Annotated in this window: 2 protein-coding genes; both read left to right on the top strand. The window is 24.9% G+C overall.

What is annotated here, in order from left to right; translation table 11 throughout:
- Positions 1 to 548, top strand: a 548-nt coding sequence (locus AYC59_RS07210; RefSeq protein WP_211260041.1) for a YadA-like family protein, incomplete at its 5' end; no start/stop codon positions are given.
- Between the two features lie 312 nt (positions 549 to 860).
- Positions 861 to 5510: hypothetical protein (locus AYC59_RS07205; protein WP_156445524.1), on the top strand; the 4650-nt coding region annotated here is incomplete at its 3' end.

Raw genomic sequence — 5510 nt, 5'->3', positions numbered from 1 at the left:
GACCAAAAGGAGATCAAGGAGCTCAAGGTCCACAAGGTAATAATGTTGTTTCTGAGTCTTTATTTGAAGTTGTTAATAATGAAATAACAGTTAAATCAGGACCTAAGGTTATTACTGGTGTTGCAGATGGAGTTAATCCTTATGATGCTGTTAATAAGTCACAACTTGATAAAGTTTCTTCAAATGTAAATACAGCGTTATCAGGTGTTGCAAATGCATTAGCTACTGCATCTATTCCACAAATAAATAGTTTGACAGGTTATAGATTTAATGTTGGTTCTGGAGTTGCGTTTTATGGTGGTGAAAAGGCAATAGCGGTTGGAATTAGTGGAATAAATGAAAAGGGTAATTTCATATATAAAGCAAATGGGTCTTTAAATACTAGAGGTAAATTTGGATTATCTGTAGGTATTGGATATCAATTTGGAATAAAAGAAATAAATAAAACTGATATGGAAATTAGAATGGAAAAATTAGAAAAAGAAAATATTGAGAATAAAGCTTTAATACAAGAATTATTAAAAGTAATTTCAGAATTTAAAAAATAGATTATAATTTCAAAATATAGTAATAGTAAAATATTATTTTATAAGAAGATTTATACAAGAATTGGATATAAAATTTAAGAAATTACATCTTATTTTATAAGGTGTAGTTTCTTTTTTGTTTATGATATCATATTTTGAAAAAATAAAATATGATTTTATGTATTTGGATTTTACAAAAAATTAAAATAAAAATTTTTAATTCTTCAACTTCTCAAAACATTTATGATAGTGCTTTAAATCTAATTTAAATTAATTTTGTGACACTTACTATTTTAATTTAGGGATGGTGCTAATTTTTTTAATATACATAATATGACATTAACAACAGGAGATGTAAGAGTAAAAGAAGATGGAAGTTTATCAAATATTAATATAAATAATAATAAAGAAATATTAACATTAACAGAATTAAATACAAATAATGTAAATACATTGAATATATTAAGTGGTGTATCAAGAATAGAAAAAGACTTAATAGGAAATAATATTAACTTAGTAACAGGAAGTAATATAGTAAATATAGATGGAAATGAAGTAGAAATAGTAAAAACACAAAGTGGAGAACTAGGTATACCTATTAGCGCAGAAATACTTGGAAGTATACATGGAGATAGTGTAAGGATAATAGCAACAAAATCAGGAATAGGTGTAAAAAGTATAGTAGCAGATAGTGTAGAAATAGAATCAAAATCACAAATAAAAACAGATGCAATAATATCAAATACTACAAAAATATCACAAGAAGAAGATTTTAATAATGAGGGAAATATAATAGCCAATAATAACCTAAGCATAGAAGCCAGGAATATATTAAATGATAATAACAAGTTATTAGTAAGTGATAATATATCATTAAAAGCAAAAGAAGATATATTAAATAGAAATGGTTCAATAATATATGCAACAAATAAATTAAATATAGAGTCAAATAACTTAGATAATTTAGGAAATGTAAAAAGTTATGGAACATATATAAAGAAATGGATAAGTGCAAATGGAGATATATTTGATGAAAGTAATATAGATAATTGGAAGTTAAATATATCAGATAAGTATAAAGATTTTAGATGGTTTAGAGGAAATGAAACAACTATAGCTAAAGAAAAAGCCTTAAGTCAATTCTATGGAGTAAAAGAAATATTAAAGGTAGAAGAAAAACAAGAAGAAAATAATAATAATGATAAAGATAAAAACCCAGTTCCCCCTAAAGTAGAAGTAACAGGAACAACAAATGGAATATTTTCAAGTCTTGATAAATATTCATACCTATTTAATAAGTATATAGATGAGTATAAGGAAAAACATAAAGATAAAATGAGTCTAAATGAAGACTATAGTGGATCGTATACTCTAACAGAAGATAGAGAAGGAAATAAGACACTAAAAGCAGTAATAGAACAAAATAATCAAGAAACAAATTATTCAGTAATAAGTGGAAAAGAAATAGAAATAAATAGTAAAGGTGTAGTAAATAATAAAGATGGAAAGATATTAGGAGATAATACTACACACATTAACTCAAAAGAATTTAATAATACAAGTAGTATAATTAATGAAAGTGTTCTATTACAAGATGGAAAAGAAACTTTAACTTATTCTGGAGATAGAACATGTTGGGGATTAGGGCTTGCTTTTTGTAATATAGAACACAGTGCCTCATATCAAAGAACATTAAATGATGGAAGAGAAGAATATATTAAAGCCTTACCTAGTATATTAAGTGGAAAAGATATACAAATAAAATCAGATATAGTTAATTTTAAAGATGAAGATAAAAGAACAGTAAGAGAAGAAAATATATTAACATCAACAAAAACAATAATAGAAAAAGATAATAAAATAGCAAATATTCCTATAGAAGAAAGAGCAGAATATACAAAATTATCAAACTTTTACAAATCAGCAAATTTTAAAATAGATGTAAGAAGATATATACCTCAAAATACAGAAGATAGACTAAAAGTATTAGAAGAAGAAATAGAAAAAAGAAAACAAGTACCTAGTAATATTAAAATAGATGCAAGTAAGTTAAGTATAAGAGATCAAAGATTATTATTTAATAATATATCACTTAGTTCAAATAACATAGATATACAAGGAGCAGATGTAAAAGCTTTAAATAATTTAGATATTAAAGCTAATAATATTAATATAGAAGGTATAAAGCATAAAGAAGAAATAAATATAGATACAAGAGATAATGGTGGATTAATATTTTCTAATATATCAAAAGAAAAGATAATAAAAGAAGATATATTAAGCTCAAACCTAAATGCTAAAAATATTAATATAGAAAGTAAAGATACAACAATAAAAGGCTCAAATATAGAAGCAGATAATATAGATATTAATTCAGATAAACTAAATATATTATCAGATAAGACTAGATATGAAAGACATAGTTATGATGAAAATAGAGTTTTAATATTTGGGAATAGAGAAAAAGTAGATGAAAGTAAAGAAACTAATCATTCAACTAATATAATAGGAAATATTAATATTAAAGGTAAGGAAGTATTAGTAAAAGGATCTAATCTATTATCTAATGAAGATATATCAATAAAAGCTGATAAGGTAGATATACTTGATGAAAAAGTAAGACTAACTACTAATGATTCAAAGATAGTATCAGATGTACATATAGAGAGTAATGATGTATTAAAAGATGGTAAGGCAAAACTAAATGCAGGATATAGATTTAATAAAACAGATAAAGAAGTAGAACAAGATATATCAGTAAAATCAAATCTAATAGGGAAAAATATTAAAATAGAATCAAGTGATATACTAAATACTAATGCAGATATATCAAGTGAAAGTCTAAAACTAAAATCAAAAGAAATAAACTTATTAGATAGTAAAGATAAGATATTAGAAAAGAGTAATGAATTTAATTTAGAAATAGGAGTAAATGCAAGATTAGGTTCATCAATAATAGATCTAGGTAAAAGTATATATGAAAGTGTAAGTTCTAAAGATAGGAATATAACCCAAAGATTTAGAGATTTAAGAAATACATTATCATCAGTACATGATATAAATAGAAAGATATCAAAAGATCCAACACAGTTAATAGATGCAACAATAGGTGCAAGTATAGGTGTAGATAATACAAATATTAAGAAAGAACAAGAACTATCAAGAAAAGGATTAATACAATCAAATAATATAGAGCTAATAGCAGATAGTGTAAGTATAACAAATCAAGAGATAAATGCAGATAGTTTAAAGATAGAAAGTGATGTATTAAAACTAAATAAAGGAGAAAGTAAAGAAACACAAACGATAACAACAGCAGGAGCAAAGATAGGAGTAGAGTATAATGTAGTTACTCAACAAACAAAAGTTGATGCAAATGCAAAAGTACAGAATAATTACTATGAAAAAAATATATATAGTGATAATATATTAAATGTAGGAAATCTAGATATACAAAGTAAAAAGATAGAAGAAGATAAAAGAGAAGATAATGAACATACATTAAGTTATGGTGGAAGTATAGGTACAAGTGGAATAGGACTAAATTATGAAAAAGATGGAAATGGATTTAGTATAGGAACAACACTAAAAGGAGAGTTAACTAATACATCATTAAAGATAGATAATGAAGATTATGATTTAAATGGAGATTTAATACATAAGGAAAACAGGGATAATTTAGTAAATGATGTTAAGAATGTAATAAATACACCTAGTGCATATGCTAAGGTTATAGATAAGACTATTAAATATGGTTTAGATATAGGAACAGAAATAAGGAATGAATTACATTACAATAATATAGAAACAGAAACAAGATTACAATATTTAAAAGAAGATATAGAAAAAGAAGAAAATAGGGAATTAAAGAAATTAAAGATAGAAGAATATATTAAAAATATATCTAATTTAAGGGGAGAAGAATTTAAAAATATTAGATATGTAAGAGATGAAGAATTTAATGCAGCAGTAGATAAGGATAATAACCTATATATTAACGTAGATAGAATAGATATAGAAGATATATCTAATTTAAATGGTATAATGTCATATGAATCAAATAGATGGAGTTATCCAGATAAAGAAAAAGATGACTTATCAGTACATTCAACAGCACCAGATATAGTAAATAGAAAAACAACACTTGATGTAGAAGAATATGTTCTAAGTGATGAGGAAAGAGAAGGGTTTAGAGAAAATAACTCATTTAGGATTGGTAACATTGTAGAAAAAGATATACTTGGTGTGAGTAATAAGAAAGACTTGTCTAAAAAAGGTCAGAAATTTACTAAAGAAATAGAGAAAAAAGATAAACAATCTAAACAAAATCCAGCTAATAAAGGGGCTGGTGAAGATCTTGCAAATGCTGGGATTTCATTTACTCTTTCGGCAACAACTTTTAGCTTAACACCTATTGCATCTACGGGTGTAGCTATTGGGTTGATAGGTTTAGGTATAGCATCAACTCCGTCATTATTTATTGCTGGAGGAATTACAGGTTTAGGCTATCTTTCATCATCTATATTATTTTTAGATGGTGTTAATAAAACTTCGAATGCAGCTCAAAAAACATACTATAATTATGTTGGAGAAAATAAAGCTTATCAAGATCACGGGGAAAAATTATTAGGTAAAAATTATGATAAAATTATTAATGCAGCAAATGTAGGAGCTGTTGGTATTATTGGTCTTGCACAAAATGCACCTAATACATCTTCTAATAGTAAAAGTAATGAAAATAAAAATACAAAAAATAATTTATCTGAAGATTTATTAAAGAAAAAAGAAGTAGAATTAGAAATTAAACTTTTAGGAGATAAAAATAGTAGTTTATCTAAAAATGAATTTACATTAAATACTTCAGAGAATAATATTTTAACTAAAGGAAATGGATTAACTAATAAAGTAAATAATACTTTAAATTCTAGTTCACAAAATAAAAAAGTTTATTCTAAAGGGAATGAAGTTTCTTTTGTTGGTAAA

Source organism: Pseudostreptobacillus hongkongensis, assembly GCF_001559795.1.
Taxonomy (GTDB): domain Bacteria; phylum Fusobacteriota; class Fusobacteriia; order Fusobacteriales; family Leptotrichiaceae; genus Pseudostreptobacillus; species Pseudostreptobacillus hongkongensis.
Note: the sequence above shows the minus strand (reverse complement) of the source record. Positions and strands in the feature narration are given on the sequence as shown.